Source organism: Bacillus sp. Nf3 (assembly GCF_003028545.1).
Lineage (GTDB): Bacteria > Bacillota > Bacilli > Bacillales > Bacillaceae > Bacillus > Bacillus safensis.
The window spans coordinates 22355-40747 of record NZ_PYUA01000005.1 but is presented as its reverse complement, the minus strand read 5'-3'; the positions used below and the strand labels follow the sequence as shown (position 1 = coordinate 40747).

The 18393-nt window shown below is 41.2% G+C and carries 21 protein-coding genes; 6 read left to right on the top strand and 15 right to left on the bottom strand.

Going from position 1 to position 18393, the window contains the following annotated elements:
- Positions 1-30: 30 nt before the first annotated feature.
- The 8 genes from C9414_RS14670 to C9414_RS14635 form a co-directional block, all read right to left on the bottom strand.
- Positions 31-1158, bottom strand: a complete 1128-nt coding sequence (locus tag C9414_RS14670; RefSeq protein ID WP_107163912.1) for an MBL fold metallo-hydrolase — start codon at positions 1156-1158, stop codon at positions 31-33.
- 15 nt (positions 1159-1173) lie between these two features.
- Positions 1174-1734, bottom strand: a complete 561-nt coding sequence (locus C9414_RS14665; protein WP_058837228.1) for a sulfurtransferase TusA family protein — start codon at positions 1732-1734, stop codon at positions 1174-1176.
- Between the two features lie 47 nt (positions 1735-1781).
- On the bottom strand, positions 1782-2135 hold the full coding sequence (locus C9414_RS14660; protein WP_107163911.1) for a rhodanese-like domain-containing protein: 354 nt from the start codon (positions 2133-2135) through the stop codon (positions 1782-1784).
- A gap of 14 nt (positions 2136-2149) precedes the next feature.
- Positions 2150-2632 (bottom strand): DsrE/DsrF/DrsH-like family protein, encoded by a 483-nt coding sequence (locus C9414_RS14655; protein WP_107163910.1) that lies wholly within the window; start codon positions 2630-2632, stop codon positions 2150-2152.
- Between the two features lie 124 nt (positions 2633-2756).
- The gene (locus C9414_RS14650) at positions 2757-3017 is read right to left on the bottom strand and encodes a metal-sensitive transcriptional regulator (RefSeq protein WP_003217059.1); all 261 of its coding nucleotides are present in this window, start codon (positions 3015-3017) and stop codon (positions 2757-2759) included.
- 114 nt (positions 3018-3131) lie between these two features.
- Positions 3132-3596, bottom strand: coding sequence for a DMT family transporter (locus C9414_RS14645; protein ID WP_047204150.1), 465 nt, complete (start codon positions 3594-3596; stop codon positions 3132-3134).
- Positions 3597-3608: 12 nt separating this feature from the next.
- The gene (locus tag C9414_RS14640; RefSeq protein ID WP_047204151.1) at positions 3609-4037 is read right to left on the bottom strand and encodes a DMT family transporter; all 429 of its coding nucleotides are present in this window, start codon (positions 4035-4037) and stop codon (positions 3609-3611) included.
- 85 nt (positions 4038-4122) lie between these two features.
- Complete coding sequence (locus C9414_RS14635; RefSeq protein WP_047204180.1) at positions 4123-4437, bottom strand: ArsR/SmtB family transcription factor; 315 nt, start codon at positions 4435-4437, stop codon at positions 4123-4125.
- Between the two features lie 118 nt (positions 4438-4555).
- On the opposite strand from C9414_RS14635, the gene C9414_RS14630 reads away from it, so the two are divergent.
- Positions 4556-5062 (top strand): hypothetical protein, encoded by a 507-nt coding sequence (locus tag C9414_RS14630; RefSeq protein ID WP_107163909.1) that lies wholly within the window; start codon positions 4556-4558, stop codon positions 5060-5062.
- Positions 5063-5207: 145 nt separating this feature from the next.
- Here the strand turns inward: C9414_RS14630 and C9414_RS14625 are convergent, their stop codons facing one another.
- Both C9414_RS14625 and C9414_RS14620 read right to left on the bottom strand, forming a co-directional pair.
- Positions 5208-5417, bottom strand: a complete 210-nt coding sequence (locus C9414_RS14625) for a hypothetical protein (protein ID WP_047204153.1) — start codon at positions 5415-5417, stop codon at positions 5208-5210.
- A 195-nt stretch (positions 5418-5612) separates the two neighbouring features.
- Complete coding sequence (locus C9414_RS14620; protein ID WP_047204154.1) at positions 5613-6449, bottom strand: helix-turn-helix transcriptional regulator; 837 nt, start codon at positions 6447-6449, stop codon at positions 5613-5615.
- Between the two features lie 103 nt (positions 6450-6552).
- Between C9414_RS14620 and fabF the strand changes: the two genes are divergently transcribed.
- The 5 genes from fabF (at position 6553) to C9414_RS14590 (ending at position 13447) form a co-directional block, all read left to right on the top strand.
- A complete protein-coding gene (gene fabF / locus C9414_RS14615) occupies positions 6553-7785 on the top strand; it encodes a beta-ketoacyl-ACP synthase II (RefSeq protein WP_058837219.1) in 1233 nt (410 codons plus the stop codon).
- 141 nt (positions 7786-7926) lie between these two features.
- A complete protein-coding gene (locus tag C9414_RS20610; RefSeq protein ID WP_107163908.1) occupies positions 7927-9990 on the top strand; it encodes a thioredoxin domain-containing protein in 2064 nt (687 codons plus the stop codon).
- A 152-nt stretch (positions 9991-10142) separates the two neighbouring features.
- A complete protein-coding gene (locus C9414_RS14605) occupies positions 10143-10913 on the top strand; it encodes a SurA N-terminal domain-containing protein (RefSeq protein ID WP_107163907.1) in 771 nt (256 codons plus the stop codon).
- Between the two features lie 225 nt (positions 10914-11138).
- A complete protein-coding gene (gene glpT / locus C9414_RS14595) occupies positions 11139-12473 on the top strand; it encodes a glycerol-3-phosphate transporter (RefSeq protein WP_024427473.1) in 1335 nt (444 codons plus the stop codon).
- A 92-nt stretch (positions 12474-12565) separates the two neighbouring features.
- Positions 12566-13447 carry a glycerophosphodiester phosphodiesterase gene (locus C9414_RS14590; protein WP_107163905.1) on the top strand — a complete coding sequence of 294 codons (882 nt, stop codon included), beginning with the start codon at positions 12566-12568 and terminating at the stop codon, positions 13445-13447.
- A gap of 39 nt (positions 13448-13486) precedes the next feature.
- Here C9414_RS14590 and C9414_RS14585 read toward each other — a convergent pair whose 3' ends face one another.
- The 5 genes from C9414_RS14585 to C9414_RS14565 form a co-directional block, all read right to left on the bottom strand.
- Positions 13487-14875, bottom strand: a complete 1389-nt coding sequence (locus C9414_RS14585) for an amino acid permease (protein WP_107163904.1) — start codon at positions 14873-14875, stop codon at positions 13487-13489.
- 218 nt (positions 14876-15093) lie between these two features.
- Entirely contained in the window at positions 15094-15852 is a 759-nt protein-coding gene (locus C9414_RS14580; RefSeq protein WP_107163903.1) for a DUF4097 family beta strand repeat-containing protein, read from the bottom strand.
- 26 nt (positions 15853-15878) lie between these two features.
- Positions 15879-16562, bottom strand: coding sequence for a bacitracin ABC transporter permease (locus C9414_RS14575; RefSeq protein ID WP_107163902.1), 684 nt, complete (start codon positions 16560-16562; stop codon positions 15879-15881).
- Positions 16563-16612: 50 nt separating this feature from the next.
- Entirely contained in the window at positions 16613-17245 is a 633-nt protein-coding gene (locus tag C9414_RS14570) for a TetR/AcrR family transcriptional regulator (protein WP_084096460.1), read from the bottom strand.
- 197 nt (positions 17246-17442) lie between these two features.
- A complete protein-coding gene (locus C9414_RS14565) occupies positions 17443-18390 on the bottom strand; it encodes an alpha/beta fold hydrolase (RefSeq protein WP_107163978.1) in 948 nt (315 codons plus the stop codon).
- Positions 18391-18393: the final 3 nt, after the last annotated feature.

Sequence of the window (18393 nt, the reverse complement as noted above, 5' to 3'; positions counted from 1 at the left end):
ATGATTCCTCTCTTCTTATTTTATTGAACATTACCGAATCGCACAACGGTTTGGACCAATTTCCATTTCCCGCTGCTCTTCATCGTCTGGAGTCAATTTCCCCATGTTGGTATACCGAATGTCTTGATAGGCGTTTGGCTGTGCAGGAAGATTCTTCGTGACCATTTGTCTAAATACATCTTCATCTTCAATGTTCAGTCCATGATTTTCTTCAAATAGAACGCCAAGTTCCTTCCAAACGCTTCCGTCTTCATTCACTTCTTCCATGACCATGAAATGCGCAGGTAAAACAATTAATTCTTTCGAAAGCGCCATATATCGGTCATAAAGTGTTTCTCTCAAATCACCTACCCAGTCCTCCGCCAGTCCAGCAAGATCAGGTCTTCCGATAGAATCAACGAACAGAATATCACCCGAAAGAAGAAATTGATTGTCTACGATAAAAGATGTTGAGCCGATCGTATGTCCCGGGGAATAAAGAGGGTGAATGTCAATGGAAGACGTCCCAATTGTTATCCGCTGTCCTTCTTCAAGATGTTTGTACTCAAAGGTTACCTCTTCTGCATCTTTTGGCGGCAGCCAGTAGGCAGCTCCTGTCTGATCAGCTAGTTTTTTCCCACCAGAAATATGATCCGCATGAAGGTGAGTATCCAGCACATGCGCCACCGAAACATCATGCTTTTTCGCAAAATCGATATAGACCTCCGTCATTCGAGCAGCATCCACAACAGCGGCTTCTCCACTTGACATGATCATATAGGACAGACATCCCTTACCCATTCGTACAAATTGATACAGCTCTCCACCGCCGCTTAAATCACCAATCTTCACTGGCTCGACATGCTCACTCCATGCCTTCATACCACCTTGTAAATAACTGACCGTTCTGCCCGCCTCTGACAGCATCTCCGCCACCATAATAGAGGAGCCCTCTTTGGCACACACAACGAGCACTTCTCGGTCTGTTGGTACTTTCTCGACCATATCCTCTACGCCATCAAGAAGCTCAAAGTAAGGCACATTGATATAATCAACGGCTTTTCCTTCAATCTTCCAGTCCTGTACATCTGATTCGTTTCGTACATCTAACAAAAAGATGGGCTCTTTGTTGATAATCTTTTTTGTTAACTGTTCTGCTGTCATTGCTTTTACAGACATCGTTTTATTCAGCTCCTATTTTTCAATCTCTCCTGTCCAGCTGTTCATGCCTGGCACTATATTCACTAATTGTTGAAATCCTTTTTCTTTTAACTTTTGCGCGGCTAATTCACTTCTTCTGCCTGAATGACAGATGAGGTAAATAAGCGTATCCTGGCTCAATTCTTCTGCACGGTGTTCGACTTCTCCAAGCGGGATATGAACAGCTCCTGGAATATGACCCGCCTCGTATTCATCCAGTTCTCGTACATCTAAAATAAACAAAGATTGATCTTCTTTTACCTTCTGTTGGAACGTATTCAAAGACATTTCCGAAATCATTGACTCCCCTTCTTTCTCTTGCACTCCACCCTTACGTATCAAATGATGAAGCACCTGTCCTTCTACTTTTGTTCCTAAAAATTCGTGGCCGGCACTCTTTGACCATGCTGCTAGATCCGCTGCTGATCCTTTATCGGTAGCTTGCACCTCAAGCACGTCTCCAGGTAATAGCTCATTCATTTGTTTTTTTGTTTTCACAATCGGCATCGGACATGCCAATCCTTTTGCATCTAAAATGACAGTTGGTTGCTGCACGTGATGTCCTCCTTCATATAGGGGTGGGGGTATATTTTTATACGTACTTAATGCCAAGCATTCATACCACCCTTGATGTTTGTAATATGTGTAAATCCTTGCTTCTTCAATATTTTAGCTGCCTGCATACTTCTCATCCCGCTTTGGCATATCACATAGACCTCTTTGTCTTTCGCAAGCTTATTTGCTCGTTCTTTTAGCTGATGTAATGGGATGTTGCGAAATCCTTTAATATGGTTTGTTTGAAATTCTACAGGAGACCGAACGTCAATCAGTTGTTGATGCTGCCTACGCAATTGAGGTTTCATATCGGCTGCATCAATTTGTTTTATACCCTTTACAGGGAGAAAACGGCTCACCAGCAAACCAATGACGATGATGATCAAAAGTGTTTGAATCATGTATTAACACCTCACTAGATAAATAAATTCACATTCCCAATTTCAGCCTCAGCTAAATACGCCGCCACACCAGCATATTGAATATCATCTAATAATTCTTTCTCCTGCAGCCCTAAAAGGTCCATCGTCATTGTACATGCCACGAGGTTAATCTCCTGTTCCTTCGCCATATCAATAAGCTGCGGCAAAGTCATGGCATTGTGCTTTTTGATCACGTGCTTAATCATCTTTGGGCCCATTCCAGCAAAATTCATCTTTGAAATGCCCATTCGATCAGCCCCGCGCGGCATCATCTTGCCAAACATTTTTTCTAAAAAACCTTTTTTCATTGGCACTATCTCATCCTTGCGCAAGGCATTCAGCCCCCAAAACGTATGAAAAATCGTCACCTCATGATCATAGGCTGCTGCACCATTGGCAATAATGTAAGCCGCCATCGCTTTATCATAATCTCCACTAAATAGCACAATCGTCGTGCGTTTTTTCTGTTCTTCCATTCTGCTCCTCCTTTTTCAATTACCCTTAGGGGTATACACAAAATAAAAAATATATACATATACCGGTAAGGGTATATTATAACAAGTAAAAAAATCCGTCAACCTCCAAAGGCTGAAGAATTTCTTACCGGCTTTTCACCAATAGCTCAACCGCTTCTTTCACAAGACCCTCCGTATCCTTGCCTTGTTCAAGACTTTCACGGACACATTGCTCAAGATTTGTACTCACAATCACACCCATTGCACGATCAATGGCATTGCGTGATGCAGACAGCTGCGTCACCACCTCGCGGCAATCCTTTCCCTGCTCCATCATCGCAAGAACCCCTTTAATCTGCCCCTCAATCCGGCGAAGACGGTTCTTCATCTGTTGATTATATTCCATGCACAAGTACCCCTTTCTATTCTTTCTATGAACAGATATTATACCCTAAGAGGTATTTAGTCAAACTTGATGATTTAAAAAAAAGCTGCTGACATGTCACAGCAGCTTTCATTTTTAAGCACTCGCTTCCTCCCTAGAGCGCTTATTTCCCTTGTAGATAAAGTAAAGAGCGATCAGCATAAAGAACAACGCCAATATGCGTTTGAGATCAAGTGAAATCACCAAGCTATGAAACCAGCCAAAATGATCAATGACCATTCCAATGACAAGTTGTCCAGCAATCCCCGCAATATTCGCTGCAATCACGCCAATTCTCGGAACAGCAATTACTGTAAGCAACAAATAAGCCGTTCCAAGAAATGCCGCACTCAGCTGCCACTTCGGAGCATGCAGCAGGTTCAACAGATGTCCGCTCCCAAAGAATAAAATCAGAATGGTCAAAAACATCGTACCCGTTAAAAAGGTCAGAAAGGTCGTTTCAATCGTCCCAGCTCTTCTGCTAAACGTACCATTAATAGAAGATTGGGCACTTAACGTAATGCCTCCGATTAAAGTAAATAAAATCAGTAATAATGCCATATCAATTTCCTCCTAATGAATGAGAATAAGGGCAATGATCATGGAAATGACCGCAAACACCTTCTCTTTGTTTACTCTCGTTTTCTGACTCCCAAGCCACCCAAAATGCTCAATCACCATACTCATCAACAGCTGACCAATAATAACAGCCACCATCGTTACACCTACACCAACAAACGGAACACTCACCACAATAGACGTTAAATACACAACTCCCATCGCTCCGCCAAGTAGTGACCATTTCGGTGCCTTCAACGTATAAGAAAGATCACCCTTTCCAAAAAAGAGCAACATGAGCCCCATGATAATAGAACCGATAAAAAAGTTATAAAAACTTGTTTCTAACTGTCCGATCGACTTCCCAAGCTCCGCATAGATGGCTCCTTCAAAACTAAGTGCCGCACCCGCTAATAGAGCAAGTACATAAAAAATCAAACGCATCATCAAGTCTCCTTTTAATTTAAATATTTATATATCTAGAAAAACAGATGTTAAAAATAGAAAAAAACAGAAATCACACATCCTATTAGATCTCTGTTTTCATATATTGACCGATCTGTTGGATAAATTCTTCATTTCTTCTGTAGTATGTCCACTGCCCATGTCGAACAGATTCAAGCAGACCTGCTTTTTGCATCAAATGTAAGTAGCTAGAAACGGTTGATTGAGAAACCTGTGCCTTTTCTTGTATATCTCCGACACACACGCCCCCCTTATAACTAACCTCCTTCGGTAAATGAGCGCCTTGCTTAGGAAAATGCTTCTCTGGTTCCTTGAGCCACTTTAAAATATTCAACCTTGTTTCATTCGATAATGCCTTAAACACATCAATAGGTTCCATGGAAGACATTGTATATCTAGAAATATCGATATGTCAAGCCATTGCATATTCATCTCTAAATTGGTAAAAAGGAAATAATCAACTCTATAAGGAATATTTCAAGAAAAGAGGGCAACCCATGACTTTACAGCATTATATTGGATCAAACAAAGAACTGCCGCTTGGTACCATTGGTCAAAATCCTACCTATAAACCATTCTCTGAACTCAATATCAACATGTTTGATAAAAAACAAAAAAAGCCAAAAACCTATCAAAAAGAAGAACTTTTGATAGAAGTATTTGAAACAGAAGAGGATTTCGAAGGCATTCACATTGATGATCTAGATCCTGTCTATGAAGCGGTAAGAAACAAATTCACGCATCCTTTTGTTTATGAATTAGACATCATTCATTCTCTTCGTGCACTTTTTAAATTCATTGAAAAAGAGCTATCAAAAGGAGAAACCATCGAAATCTATTCTTGTCTAAATGAACTCGAAACGAAAGAAAAGGACGCTCAATTGGATGTAGAAATTGACCTAAGCAAAAAACGGTTTGGAAAACATATTGATTTTAAAGGGATCGATGAACTGATTGATATGTTTGAGTTAGAAAACTTACAATATGTACTGGTGAAGAAGTAGAGGAGAATTGATATGGAACATCAAAATGCTGTGTTATTAGAGATTGTAGAAGCGTAACCTTGCTTAAACAAAGATCAATTGAAGTTATTAATAGAAAAGCGCATATAAATGTAACAAGGAGGTAGTTGAAGGAACCAAAATCCCCTCAATTACCTCTGTGCAGATCATCGTAAACTTTTTCAAAAATTTCTATTGGTATTGAATACTTCGTTGTCTTATCATTACGGTAATTAACCACTATATCAATATGATGTTGCTTTTTTTCAAATTCGATAATTGAATTCTCCCATCTATCTCTAACGGAAATAACACAATTACCGTTTTTCTTCTCCTTTTTCTGATAAACATAATCCATTTTATCTCTCCATTCATATTATTTTGAACTAGATAAGCGAATAGAAGGCACGTCTCAATCAGCGATACCCAAAGAAGCTAAATGTCATCATTAAGTTTTAAAAAGTACAAAAATAATTTCTATCATAAATACTTAATATATTTACATTCTAAACAAGAACGATTCCTCAAATCAATTCTTCTCTCCAAACAATAGCTAGCCTTCAATCAAACGTTTTAACTTAAGCTCCGTATCAGTATCCTCAACTGGAGTATAGACACTGCATCTTAAATCAGTATCCCCATACACTTGTAATGAAGTGAGATTAAACAACATTTTACCTGCCTTAGCATGACGAAATTCAATTAATACTTCAGGCGCATAGCTGATCTCATTTTCATTCCAAATTTTACGAAACTCAGGATATGCCTGCTCCATTTCTTCGATAAATTGCTCATACCAGTCATCAGCCACATACTGTCCATAATACGTTCTAAATATGGCGATATATCCTCTAACAAAATGCTCCCAATTCACGGCTAGACTTTTAAATTCCTTTCTTGCGAATAGTAAGCGTATGATATTCCTTTCTGCCGGGATGATTTGTTCAAAGTCCAAAAATACATTAGCTGCTGCTTGATTCCAGCCAACAATTTGACTTCTTCTATCAGATATAATCGTTGGGCAATAACGAAGCTCCTGCAACATTTTCACTAAAGCCGGACTGATTTCCTTCTCATTCTCAATGATAAAGGATTGTTTCACTCCTTCCTCTAACGCTAAAGCGTACAAATATCTCCTTTCATCGTTATTTAATTGTAATGCTCGAGAAATCGCATCTAATACCGAAGTAGATACTTTTATATCTCTGCCTTGCTCTAACCATGTATACCAAGTAAGACTCACACCGGCTAGTTGAGCCACTTCTTCTCTTCTTAATCCTGGTGTTCTTCTACGGGTTCCTACAGGTAAACCAACCATTTGGGGCGTAATTTTCGAACGTTGGTTTTTTAGAAATTCTGATAATGCTTGAAGTCTTGTTTCAGGTTTCATGAAGATCTCCCTTTAAAATATTATTAATTATACTAGGATAAACAACAACTTGTAATAGGATAACACAATGGCTAAAGTTAATAAAAACAAGGAGGGAATGATCATGAAAAGAGTTGTCATTACTGGAATGGGAATTATTTCTCCACTTGGAAATGATGTAAATAGCTTTTGGAATCAACTAATCAAAGGACAATCGGGAATATCTCTCATTGATTCTTTTGATACAACTGATTATAAAACAAAAATAGCCGGAATCGTTCGTGATTTCGATGCAGATAAAATATTGGGAAGAAAAGAAGCAAAACGATTAGATCGTTTTAGTCAGTTTGCCTTAGCAGCAGCCGAACAAGCATTAGAAAATTCACAATTACAGTTAGATCAAGTTGATCTTGAACGTTTGGGCGTATATGTTGGTTCAGGAATCGGGGGTATCCAATCGCTTGTTGATCAAGTGAATGTATTAGATAAACGAGGTCCCTCAAGAGTAAGCCCCAGCCTTGTCCCCATGATGATTTCAAATGCGGCTGCGGCCCAAATCAGCATAAGATTAGGGGCACAAGGGCCATCATTGTCACCAGTCACAGCTTGTTCTATTGGGAACACCTCTATTGGTGAAGCTTTCAATGCGATCCGAAATGATGATGCAGATATTATATTTGCCGGTGGAGCAGAAGCTGCCGTCTCACAAATATCTTTGGCCAGTTTTGGAAACGCACATGCACTATCTACTAGAAACCAAGATCCAAGTCGAGCGAGCCGTCCATTCGATACAGATAGAGATGGTTTTGTGATGAGTGAAGGCGCAGGTATCTTAGTATTAGAATCATTAGAAAACGCAATTCTTAGAGATGCACCGATATTATGTGAAGTAGTGGGATACGGAGCTAGTTCAGACGCTCATCATATGGTAGCATCACACCCAGAAGGTAAGGGTGCCTACTTAGCCATGAAAAAAGCATTGAGAAGTGCAAACATATCAACAGATGAAATTGATGTTATTAGTGCTCATGCAACAAGTACACAAGTAGGTGATCGTTCAGAAGTTCTAGCGATTAAGAAATTATTTGGTGATCGTTCAGGTGAAATTCCAACAACGGCAAACAAGTCAATGACTGGGCACATGTTTGGTGCTGCCGGCGGAGTAGAAGCCATTGCTTTAGTGGAAAGTTTGAGACGAGGAATGATTCCGCCAACTATTAATGTAGAGAATCAAGATCCAGACTGCAATTTAGATGTTGTATTAGAAGCGAGGGAGCTTCCATTGAAATATGGGCTATCCAATTCTTTTGGTTTTGGAGGACATAATTCAGCCATCTTGTTAAAGCATTACGATTGATATAGCTATCAAGGGTTTATAGCCCTTGATTTTTTTCATTTTGAGAATACCTCACAGACAAATGATGACGGGCAACAGCAATCTGATATATTAAATAGAGAAAAGAAAATACTAAAAACATTTAGAAAGGAAGGTGATTCCATGCCAAACAACCAAACAACCAACCCACTCATCCATGAAAAATCACCGTATCTCCTTCAGCACGCTCACAACCCAGTTCACTGGTACCCATGGGGGCAAGAAGCATTCGATAAAGCCAAACGTGAAAATAAACCTGTGCTTGTCAGCATCGGTTACGCCACTTGCCACTGGTGCCACGTCATGGCACACGAAAGCTTTGAAGATCAACAAGTCGCTGACATCTTAAATGAGCATTTCATTTCAATCAAAGTCGATCGTGAGGAGCGTCCAGACATCGACTCTATGTATATGTCTGTTTGTCAGATGATGACAGGGCAAGGCGGCTGGCCGCTCAACGTGTTTGTCACGCCGGATCAAAAGCCTTTTTATGCGGGGACGTATTTTCCAAAGAGAAGTGCATACGGGCGGCCTGGCTTCATCGAGGCACTGACACAATTGCTAGATGCGTACCATAACGACCGAGATCATATTGAATCATTGGCAGAGAAGGCAACAAATAACCTGCGGATCAAAGCAGCCGGGCAGACAGAAAATACGCTGTCTCAAGAGGCAATTCACAAAGCCTATTATCAGCTCATGAGCAGCTTTGATACGCTGTATGGCGGATTCGGCTCCGCGCCGAAATTTCCTGCACCTCATATGCTCTCATTTCTGATGCGCTATTACGAATGGACAGGGCAGGAGAACGCATTATATGCAGTCACGAAAACGTTAGACGGCATGGCAAATGGCGGTATATACGACCATATTGGGTCGGGCTTTTCACGTTATTCGACGGATGAAAAATGGCTTGTGCCGCATTTTGAAAAAATGCTGTATGATAACGCCTTGCTGATGGAAGCTTACACAGAAGCGTATCAGCTCACTCCAAAACCAGAATATGAAAAGCTTGTCCAACGTCTGATTCAATTTATCAAACAGGAGATGATGAATCCGGATGGCTCCTTTTATTCAGCGATAGACGCAGATTCTGAAGGGAAAGAAGGACAATATTACGTCTGGTCAAAAGATGAGATCATCACCCATTTAGGGGAGGAGCTCGGCGCTTTATTTTGCGAAGTCTATCACATCACAGAAGAGGGGAACTTTGAAGGGGAGAACATCCCTCATACCATTTCCACCTCTTTTGAGGACATCAAGGCCTCAATTTCAATTGATGACCATACACTTCACTCTAAGCTGCAAGAAGCCCGACACATTTTACAATCAGTCAGACAGCAGCGACCTGCGCCGCTTGTAGATGACAAAGTGCTCACATCTTGGAATGCGCTGATAATCGCGGCTCTCGCCAAAGCAGGAAGTGTCTTTGATTCAGAGGAAGCGATTCTTATGGCGCAGCAGTCGATGTCTTTTCTAGAAACACATCTTGTTCAACATGAGCGGCTTATGGTCCGCTACAGAGAAGGTGACGTGAAGCATCTCGGCTTTATCGAGGATTATGCGCATATGCTAAAAGCGTATATGTCTTTATATGAAGCGACCTTTGAATTAGATTGGCTGGAAAAAGCCACAGCCATTGCGGAGAACATGTTTGAGCTGTTTTGGGACAAGGGAAAAGGGGGCTTTTTCTTCTCAGGTTCAGATGCGGAAGCGCTCCTCGTTCGAGAAAAAGAAGTGTACGACGGTGCCATGCCTTCTGGTAACAGCACCGCACTCCACCAGCTTCTGAAGCTAAGCAGAATGACTGGACGTCAAGACTGGCTGAAAACATTAGAACAGATGTTCAAAGCCTTTTATGTCGATGTCTCTTCCTACCCAAGCGGACACACAGCGTTTCTGCAAGGGCTCTTGAGTCAATATGCGACAAAAAGAGAACTCATCATTCTTGGGAAAAACGGCGACCCTCAAAAAGAACAGCTTTTACAGGCGCTTCAAAAACGCTTCGTGCCATTTGATATCATATTGACTGCCGAAACAGGGAAAGAATTAGCGAAGCTCGCGCCCTTTACAAAAGATTACAAAACAATCGATGGCAAAACCACCGTGTATATTTGTGAAAACTACAGCTGCCGCCAGCCGATCACCCAAATCGACGAAGTGATGGAACAGTTATTCCACGATTAAGTTTGTCACATGATGACTATGAGAAGACAAAATGAGGACAAACAGATAAAAAACATGTCAATCCGCTAACAAATCGTCTGTACGGTTTTATTTTTCCTCTAAAACGGTTAGAATGCGCACTAGATGTTCTCATACCGAAGGGAGAGAAAATGATGAAAAAGGTATCATATACACTCATCGCTTGTCTGTTATCTGTTGGGCTTGCAGCCTGCTCGTCAAACGATGCCAAACAAGATAAGCAAAACGATTCAGCCAAAAACAAGGAAACAACACAGGCTGATCAAAAAGAGCAGCAAAAGCAAATGGAAGAAATGCAAAAGAAATTAGACGCACAAAAAATCGATGATCAAAAGGTCGTTGCGACCGTCAACAAAGACAAAATCACAGGCAGTGAATACAATAGCGCCTTATCTACTATCCAAGGCCAGCTTCAGCAGTCCGGGCAAGACCCAACTTCTAAAGAAGGCGAGAAAGCAGTCAAGAAACAAACCATTGATGCGCTCGTAGGCCAAGAGCTCATCCTGCAAGATGCTGAGAAGAAGGGCTTCAAAGCCTCTGACAAAGAAGCAGATAAGCAGCTAAAGGAAGAAAAGAAACAGTTTAAAGACAACGCTCAATTCGAAGAAGCACTGAAAAAGAGCGGACTTACATTGGATCAGCTGAAAAGTGACATTGCCGACAGCATCAAGTACAGCCAATATGTCGACAAAGAAATCAAATCAGCCTCCGTCTCTGAGAAAGACGTCAAAGCGTACTATGACCAATACGCAGACCAAATGAAAAAACAAAAGCAAAAAGCACCAGAATACAAAGAGGTTAAATCACAAATTAAAAAACAGCTAGAATCTCAAGAAAAGCAGAAAGAAGTCCAAAAAGAAATTGAAAAGCTAAAGAAATCTGCGAAAATTAATGTGTCTCTGTAACAGCTAAGAAAAAATCCGCCATTGTGCGGATTTTTTTGTTGCTTCACGAACCATTTTTCCAAAATTTATGACAAAAGCCTCATCATAAACGTCTCTTTCATCCGATATGATGGGAGTACAAAAGAAAGCGCTAACAATTCTTTTGTCTCTGAAAAGGTACAGGATCAAAAGCCATTCTCGTACTTTTGCTTCAGTCAATCGGACATCTACAAAAGGAGGATCTTTATGTTTAAATGGTTTAAACCTGCTCCGCATATCGACAGGCTTGATGATGCCAAAACAGACGAGACCTATAAGCGGCTGCGGCTGCAAGTCTTTCTAGGCATCTTTATCGGGTATGCGGGCTACTATTTGCTGCGCAAAAATTTCGCTTTTGCCATTCCATATCTACAGGAAGAGGGGTTCACGAAAAGTGAATTAGGCTTTGTACTCGCAGCCGTATCTATTGCTTATGGTTTTAGTAAATTCATCATGGGGATGATCTCAGACCGCTGTAACCCCAGATACTTTTTAGCTGCCGGACTCTTTTTATCAGCTCTTATCAATATCCTATTTGTCTCTTTTCCGTGGGTCACATCCAGTGTATGGATCATGTTTTTGTTCATGTTCTTAAATGGCTGGTTTCAAGGCATGGGGTGGCCGCCATGTGGACGTACGATGGCGCACTGGTTTTCGGTTAGTGAACGTGGTACGAAAATGTCCATTTGGAACGTCGCTCACAATATCGGCGGGGGGATTCTTGCACCGCTTATCACATTAGGAATTGTACTGTTTGCGACGTGGAAAAGTATCTTTTTCTTCCCTGCCATCATTGCCATTATCGTCTCCTTCGTGATCATTCTTCTCGTACGGGATACCCCGCAATCCACTGGTCTTCCGCCAATCGAGGAATATCGAAATGACTATCCGGCACAACACTATGAGGATCAAGAAAAAGAATTAACAGTGAAAGAGATTTTATTTAAATATGTACTCAACAATAAATTCCTATGGTATATCGCCATTGCCAACGTGTTTGTGTACTTCGTCCGTTACGGTGTTGTTGACTGGGCGCCGACCTACTTAACAGAAGCGAAGGGCTTTTCACCAGAGCATTCACGCTGGTCTTATTTTCTTTATGAATATGCAGGCATTCCCGGTACATTATTGTGCGGATGGATCAGTGACCGCTTCTTTAGAAGCCGCCGCGCACCAGCTGGCGTCATCTTTATGGTCGGGGTGTTAATTGCTGTTCTCGTTTACTGGCTAAATCCTGCTGGCAATCCAATGGTCGATAACATTGCCCTCATCAGCATCGGCTTTTTGATTTACGGACCTGTTATGCTCATTGGACTTCAAGCCATTGATCTCGCTCCGAAAAAAGCAGCTGGCACTGCTGCCGGACTGACAGGCTTCTTCGGCTACATTGGCGGCTCTGCCTTTGCCAATGCCATGATGGGTGTCGTCGTTGATCACTATGACTGGACAGGAGGCTTCATTTTACTGGTTGGTTCTTGTGTGCTTGCGATTGTTTTCCTTGCGATGACATGGAATACAGGAAAACGCGTAGAGCAAGCTTAATGAAAATCACATAAAAGATTCATATCCGCCCAACATGCTCTTTACATCTATTTCTTATGATGAAGGCAGTTACCGTAAAAGGAGGTTAAAATATGAAGAAAAGTAGATTACTTGCTTTCGTGTTGCTCTCTTTTGCTTTACTGTCTTTTGCGTGGGTGCCGGCCACCATATCGGCTCATGAACATCTTTTATCTCCAGATCGTATCCTAACCGTTGCACACCGCGGAGCATCAGGGTATGCACCAGAGCATACCCTGGCTTCCTATAAACTCGCCACAAAGATGAATGCAGATTACCTCGAACTCGATCTTCAAATGACAAAGGATGGACATCTCATCGTGATGCACGACGAAACCGTTGACCGGACCACAAACGGAACAGGGTGGGTCAAAGACCTCACACTTGCCGAAATCAAACAGCTTGATGCGGGCACATGGTTTAACGAAGCCAATCCCGACAGACAAAATGCCAACTATATCGGACAGAGAGTCCTTACATTAGATGAGGTGTTGCGCTATTTCGGAAAACGAGAGAATTATTATATTGAAACAAAAAAACCAGACCTTTATCCGCAAATGGAAGAAAAACTATTGGCCGCCTTAAAGAAACATCATCTTCTTGGGAAACACACAAGAAAAGGGCAGGTTATCATACAATCCTTTAGTCAAGACAGCCTGCTAAAGCTGCAGAAATTAGCTCCACGCCTGCCAAAAGTACAGCTATTAGACAGAACCCAAATGACATCCATCACAGACGATCAGCTCGACTTTATTAAAACGTACGCCGTGGGAGTCGGACCGAATTTTAGAGCTTTAACACCTGAAAACGCCCAGCAGGTCAGAAGCCACGGACTCCTCCTTCATCCATATACGGTCAACAGCGAAGCCGACATGACACGTCTTCTGCAATACGGCGTCACAGGTCTTTTCACCAACTATCCAGATGTCTTTCAGCGTGTCAAAGCTTCTCTGTAAACGACAAAAGCCTCGCGGTTCACTCCGCAAGGCTTTTGATTATTTCACCGTTTGATCAGAAGAAGCTGTTTCAATCGGTTTTCGTTTTCCAATTCCAAATACAAAAAAGCTAAGTGCCACTAAAATCAAGAACCCAATTGCTACAATAAGAGAAATACGCGTATCCTGATTAATGAGCATAAACACAAGCACCATCAGTAAGAAACCGATTGTGAGATAATTCGAAAACGGCGCGAGCGGCATCTTGAACGGATGCTGATCAAGCGCTGCTCCCTTCGCCTTTCTGAAGCCAATATGACTAATCAAAATGACAAACCAAGGCACCATCCCAGGAAGTACACTCGCACTATACACATAGACGAAAATATTTGGCGGTGAAACATAATTCAGGACCACTCCTATGGCTAAACCAATCAGCACAGCGAATGTCCCAAAATACGGTACACCATTCTTCGAAATTTTTGTAAAGAAAGCAGGCGCCTGACCATTTACACCTAATGTATAAAGCATACGTCCCGCACTGAAAATACCACTATTACAGCCTGACATCGCTGCTGTAATCACAACAAAGTTAATAATACCAGCTGCTGCTGTAATCCCGATCTTCGCAAACGTCGCCACAAATGGACTGCCAAGGGTATTCAGCTGATCCCAAGGATACACAGTCACAATGACAAAGATCGCACCGATATAGAAAATCAAAATACGCCAGATGATACTTTTGATGGCATTGGTCAGCGTCTTTTCTGGATTTTGTGCTTCACCTGCTGTAATCCCAATCAGCTCAACACCCTGGTAGGCAGCAATGACGAGCGACAATGCAAACAAGAATCCGGTAAATCCACCTGTAAAGAACCCGCCGTGCGCCCACAGATTAGACAAGCCAATAGGCGTCCCGCCATTTCCAAATCCGAAGAAAATAATGCCTAGACCTGCAACAATCATCAAGATAATCGTCACAATTTTGATCATCGCAAACCAAAATTCAAATTCACCGAACGACTTAACCGAAATCAAGTTGGCCGCTCCTAAAATGATCATCGCAATTAACCCTGGAATCCACGCAGGCAGCTCTGGGAACCAATATTTCATATAAGCCCCAACAGCAATAATTTCAGACATTCCGACAATGACCCACTGGAACCAGTTACTCCAAGCCGTCATATACCCTGCAAGCGGATGAATATATTGATGCCCGAATGTAGCAAACGACCCTGTACTCGGCTCAAGATATAACATTTCTCCCATCGCTCGCATAATAAAAAAGATAAAAATACCACACACTGCGTACGCTAGAAGAACCGATGGACCTGTCCATTGAATGGCCTTCGCTGACCCCATAAATAAGCCAACACCGATTGTGCCGCCAAGAGCAATCATTTGAATATGGCGGGCACTTAACCCTCTCTTCAATTCCTTTTGAGCCACTTTTCTTCCCCCTCATCAACAAACAACATAAAAAACAAAAATCAGAATTTTCATTCTGATTGAGAAACATCAATCTTTCGATGTATATTATCATAATAAATCTACCCTTAAAAAACAATTGTTTTTTTGAGGAAAACACTATTAACAAAATATTCTGACATAAAAAGAGTTTCAAATTGTTTTATATTGATATATTGAATCAAGGGAAGAAAGTTACTTCAATGCTGATGACTTAATAGAAAATGACCACCTCTTATATCAACCTCAAAGGATCTTTGTCCATTCTTATGCACCAAGTTTTTCTGCTCTCGATAACAAAGAAAGTCATTCTGAAAAGTGCCAGATCTTTTCTTTACATAACAAGTAAACCCATCATTTTCTGGAATCGCCACTTTGACATATGCTCCAGTTGAAATAGACTTAAGTGAATGTAGCATGCTTGTAGAATGAATTTGTATCCTTCTACCTGTTACATGCAGATCAACTTCTGAGAAAGCACCCGTCAACTCACCTTTTGACGACGTGGCGTGCAATGACAATGTCTGCGCGGCCAGCTGCCGGCTAGAAATAAGTCCACCAACTGTCTCTAAAAGAAGATGCTTGATTTCACCTGACAGCATCGTCTTTCCAGAAGTTAAATGACCATAGACATTTTCCACCCTCAGCCCTTCTGCCTGAAGATTTGCTCCTTTACAACGAATGGACATAGACTGTAATTGTTTTTTCGGAAGATAAATAGAGAGATCTGTTTGATAAAGGTGCAGTCCTAAGCTGAATATTTTTTTTCGCCTATCTTGAATGACCAGCCGCCCATCTTTTACCTGATGATGCAGCAAATAGCGCTTTGGAAAGACTTGATTGGTCGTTTGACGAATGATGAGATAAGGATGATCATGGTGATGGATACGCACCTCTCCGAGCAGCCAATCAAGCGATAATTCTACGACCAATTCTTCAATTTGAACCGTATGCTCCACATGTCTTCCCCCTTTTTCATCGTGGCTTATCTCGCTTGAAGCCGGGTGATACTGGCCCACAATTCCAACATTACAATGAGAACAGCTGCGACCATGACTCCTGACAAAATGACATTCATTTGATCATTTCCATCAACTGCGATACATACGTTTCCTAAAACAGCACATAGAACAATCGCAGTCATGATCGTCATGAAGGTAGATTTCTTCATTAATCCCACTCTCATCGCAATCATGCCAATACCATTGATACAGCAAGTAAACACTAGGTACGTTTTGATCACATTGAACATCACATCAGCAGTCAGCGCATCCTGAACAATAGGGAAGAACGTTTCAGTAACACTAAACACAACAAATGAAGGAATGATGCTACACAGCATAGCAATCGTAGAAAAACACAGCATCCAGACCAGTCTCGGAAGGAGTGATGCTTTCAAACTTGGTGAATGAGCTTCATAGTCTTTCAATGTATTCACCACTACTCGACAATACATCCATGCTGTGACGATCGAAAAAAAGATCATCCATACTATACTGGTCAACAAATAGATATTCGGATATTGCTGAAAACCTATTTCCTGTTCAACCCGTGCAGCAAATGCGGCAAAATAGATAAACACCAACAGTACAATGCTTGCGATCATACTAGCTTGAATGTAATTTTTCATATGACTTTTTCTTAGCTCTAGTTTTATGAAGTGAAGCATAAGGCATCCTCCTATGAAATGAATTCTCCTTTTGTCTCTTATTTGACCAGTTAGATTTCAGACTGATCATATCCACCAATCCCAGCATAATGCGCTGTGACCTTTTGAATGAATAGATCACTCACCACATCCACTCCAAGCCCTTTCATCATCTGTTGTAAAAACAGCAAACGCTGACTAGTTTCCTGCTGATCACGAGCAAATAGCGTTGGGTTCAGCCATATATTCACGAGAAGCATAAACACTTCTGCCACTTCACCAGGAAAAGCAGTCGTTATCGAACCATCCTCAATCCCTTCAAGAATCAGCTGTTTGATTTTAAGCGCATCCTGATTTACGCCTGCCTTCATTCCCTCCACCACAAATTGCGGGTTTTTGATCTGGTCAACCAAGATCCCATCTATCGAATGAGATTGTGGATCTGCCACAAGCTGCTCTAAAATACGCTGCAGCTTCTCTTTCGCATGCGCTGCCTCTGTATGCTCAATCAAATCTTCAAGTTTCTTAGTCGCATGGCGAAATTGCCTCTCCATCACGGCACGTAATATTTCTTCCTTCGATTTGAAATGATGATAAATAGCCCCTTTAGACATATTCAATTCATGGATGATATCCTGCAAACTTGTCTTTTCAAACCCTTTTTCCTGAAACAGCTTCGTCGACACATCTAAAATTTGCTGGATCGTCTTTTCTGGATATTTATTTCTGGCCAATTAAAACGCCTCCTTTTACATACCGACCGTTGGTATGTATTTTAATCTACTACATGATAAACTGTCAATATCGGTTCTTTATATAAAATAAAAAAAGACCGCTCACACGGTCTTCTCGAGTGCAAACTGAACATCTGCAATGCAGAAGCCTCCACCAGAATCCCTCACTATCGGTGACTCTCGTTGATAGATAGAAATTCTCTAAAATCAGCTGCTATTTCCTTAGATTTCGTATGATGCAAATAATGGCCACCTTTGAAAGTAACAACTTTTCCGTGTTCTACATTTTTCAGAAGATCTTCATGCATTGGTTTCCAGCTTGGTGTTTCTTCCTCCGTTTCATTCGCTAGGTAGAAAACAACAGGGAGATTCTTAGGGAAATGTAAGCGTTGAGCGTTATTAAAATTATTTCTAAAGTTTTCCGCCTCACTAGCTTGGCTTTTATCCAAGAAATTTCGGAAGGTCAGCATTTTAATCTGATCTTTCGTTTGATCATCCACGTTAGGCATCACCAGTTGATCTGGATTCATTTTCACTATCAATCTGTAAAAACCGGATTGATGAAGCAGCTGTAAGCTGGAGACTGGCAATTCATCTGAATCCTCCTGCTTCGGAACACTATTATCAATTCCAACAAATGCTTTCACTTCTTTTTCATATTGATTTACATATTCTAATCCATAAATGCCAAAAATCGAATGGCCCATCAACGTATATTTATGAATGTCGAGCTTTTGCAAACATTCATGAATCTCATCCACAATGTTTTGACTTGTCCGTACTTTATCTGTATCGTCACTTAAACCATATCCAAATGGTTCAATCACTACGACTCTATAATATGGTGATAATTCATTTACTAGCGGCATAAAATCCAGCACTGGTGAAGCAGTTCCATAGCCCGGGAGAAGTACAATCGTTTCTTTCCCATCGCCTTGAATGAGCACATTCATCTGCTTCCCGTCCATCAAAACCTTTTGCCCATAATCTTCTATTTTCCCCTTCTCCCTTTCATTACTAATGAGGTTTACAAAATAAACAGTAGCTAGAAAAACAACCATGACCGTGATAAGAGTACATATAGATATCAACATGATTCTCAATACTTTTTTCATTGG